The organism is Streptomyces axinellae (assembly GCF_039532135.1).
GTDB lineage: Bacteria > Actinomycetota > Actinomycetes > Streptomycetales > Streptomycetaceae > Streptomyces > Streptomyces axinellae.
In genome coordinates, this window is the sequence record NZ_BAAARJ010000057.1 from 1 (window position 1) to 2,618 (window position 2,618).

The window sequence follows — 2,618 nt, forward strand, 5'->3', positions numbered from 1 at the left end:
TGTCAACGGTCATTGAGATGCCCAGGTAGGTGGCCGTTGAGTGTCCAGGCTGGTGGCCATCAGAAACCCAGGTGTGTGGCCAGTGGTGTTCCTGGGGGTGAGGGTCAGCTCAAGGGGACCACTCCCTTCCCGGCGAGGGCCTCGGCGAGGCGGTGCGAGTCGCCGGTGGTGGTCACGAGGTGAGCGTGGTGCATGAGGCGGTCGGTGCTCGCGCCCGCGAGAGTCTTCGGCATGATCGTGTCGAAGCCCGAGGGGTGGATGTTGCTGGTCACAGCGATGGACCGGCGCTCGTAGGCGGCATCGATGATCCGGTAGAACGCCTCGGCTGCGTCTTCCCCGACGGGCAGCAGGCCGATGTCGTCGATGACGATGAGGTCCGCGCGGCAGATCCGGGCGACGGTCCGCGCGGTCGACCCGTCGACCTTCGACTTCCCGATCGCGGCGCTCAGCGTCTCCAGGGTGAACCAGGACACGCGCAGGTCCTTCTCGATCGCGGCCTGGGCCAGGCCCTCGGTGAAGTGGCTCTTGCCCGTCCCCGAGGGGCCGGCGATCACCAAGTTCTCGGCGCGGCCGATCCACTCCAGCGTGATCAGGGAGTTCTGGGTGGGTTCGGGGATGGTGGAGTCCTCGGCCCGCCAGGAGCCCAGGGTCTTGCCGGTGGGGAAGTTCGCCGAGTGGCGGCGAAGACGCCGGGTGGCCGCGTCGCGGCCGGTGACCTCCTCGGCTATCAGCAGCCGCAACACCTCGGCGGGGTCCCAGCGTTGGGCGCGGGCGGTGGCCAGGACGTCCGGGGCGGCTTTACGCATATAGGGCAGGCGCATGCGGCGCATGAGCTTGTCGAGTTCCTCGGGGAGGGCGGGCGGGCTGGGAAAACTCATGGAGGTGCCGTTCTCTTGGTTGACGTGCAGTCAGAATGTGGTGGTGGGCGGGATGTTGGCTCAGCGGCCCAGGGCCTGCCAGCCGATGGTTCCGTTCTGGACGGAGTGGGACTCGTCGGCCCGGACGACCTCGCCGGCGGGCTTGCTGTCCGCGATGTGTCCCAGGATCGAGAGCAGGTCGTCGTCGGCGAACCGCCCGGCCGTGGCGGCCAATCCGAGTGCCTGGTCGACTTTGTCGTTGCCCAGGACGGTGGCCAGCTCGACCGCGCGGGCCATCTTGGCGCGGATGCGGACCGCGCCGGCGGGTCCGGCCTCCTTGAGCCAGCGCCCGGCGCCGGGGCCGATGCCCACGAATGCGATCTCCGCTTCCGAGCGGGGCTGCAGCCTCGGCTGGTGGATGCTGCGGCCGTCGGGATGGTCGGGATAGTGGGCGTCGATGATCTGCGGAACACCCGGGGTGGAAAGCTGGTGGCGCCAAATCTCCGAGAGATCCCCGGAGTTGGTGCGGGCAGTGATGGACAGTTCTTCGCCGACCACCCGGCACCACACCTTGGCACCGGTATAGCCCGGCGGGGTCGAGTAGCGCACCGCGTTGAAGCTGATTGTGCGGTCCGAGCCGACCAGTCTCTCCTCGCCCAGTGCGAGCGCGAGCGGCTCGATGGGAAGGACATGCAGCGTGGTGCGTTCGACGTCCAGACGACTCACGGGTATCTGCCCAGTCGCCCGGTGACGCCGCGAGTTCACGGCATCGCACCAGGTCAGGCAGGCATCGGCGAGCTCGGCGAACGAGTCGTAGGCGGACAGCAGGTTCGCGCTGGTGGGCACCAGGTCGGCCTTCGCGATGCGGACGGTGGCCTCCGCACCGCCCTTCGATTCCGGGTCGTAGGGCACGCAACTGACCACCTGGCAGCCGTAATGCCGGCCCGCGGCGACCATCTGCGGATGCCGCACCGGAATCCCGGCGATGTGCTCGACGGTCACCGTCTTCGCATTGTCGGTCAGCACATACGTCGGCGCCCCGCCAATCCGCCTGAGCGTGGTGTCCAAACAGGCCACCAGCGTGCCCAACGTGCAGTCCCAGACCGGGATCACGACCCGGAACCGCGACCAGGACAGCCAAGCGCAGAACAGCCAGGTCCGACGCCCCGCGATGCGCGGACCCTCGCCCCAGTCGAACTGCAGCCACCGGCCCGGCTCGGGAATCCACGGCCGGTAGGTGCGGCGCTTGCCCGCCTTCCACGCCAGTTTTGCCGCGTTCACCGCCCGTCTCGTCGAGCGCGCGCTGCCCCGGTAGCCCATCTTCACGAGCTTCTCGTGGACCACATCGGCGCGGATCGTCGCCTTCGACTGCTCGACCCACTCCTCGACCTTCTCCAGGAACGCGTCGATCATCTTCGGCCGCGGCTCTCGCTCATAGGGATTGCGCCCGCCGTTGCGGGCCTCGACATACCGCTTGACCGTCTTCGGGTCGTGCCCCGTCAAGGTCGCCGCCGACCAGACCGTCCCGGTCAGGTCGTACGCCTCAAGGATTTCCATAATCTCCGTGTCAGACTTCGTCACAGGACCTCTCCGGCCGGTAGCTGATGCGCGCAAACACCAGCAAACGGGCGGAGGGGTCTCCTCCAGTTAAGGAAGTGATCAGGAACACCACTGGTCAGACGGCCATCCACCTGGAATTCCGGTGGCCATCAGCCTGGACTCGGCTGGCCGCACATCTGGACTTTGTCACGGCCACCGTCA

2 protein-coding genes are annotated in these 2,618 nt (G+C 67.8%); both read right to left on the bottom strand.

The window, feature by feature from the left end; all coding sequences use genetic code 11:
- Positions 1-104: 104 nt before the first annotated feature.
- Positions 105-878, bottom strand: a complete 774-nt coding sequence (gene istB, locus ABD339_RS33365) for an IS21-like element helper ATPase IstB (RefSeq protein WP_344570927.1) — start codon at positions 876-878, stop codon at positions 105-107.
- 60 nt (positions 879-938) lie between these two features.
- The gene (gene istA / locus ABD339_RS33370; protein WP_425576178.1) at positions 939-2,414 is read right to left on the bottom strand and encodes an IS21 family transposase; all 1,476 of its coding nucleotides are present in this window, start codon (positions 2,412-2,414) and stop codon (positions 939-941) included.
- Positions 2,415-2,618: the final 204 nt, after the last annotated feature.

Bases quoted from the DNA above. Each gene is read 5' to 3' on its own strand.
- istB (WP_344570927.1), bottom strand. From the start codon at position 878: ATGAGTTTTCCCAGCCCGCCCGCCCTCCCCGAGGAACTCGACAAGCTC.
- istA (WP_425576178.1), bottom strand. From the start codon at position 2,414: ATGGAAATCCTTGAGGCGTACGACCTGACCGGGACGGTCTGGTCGGCG.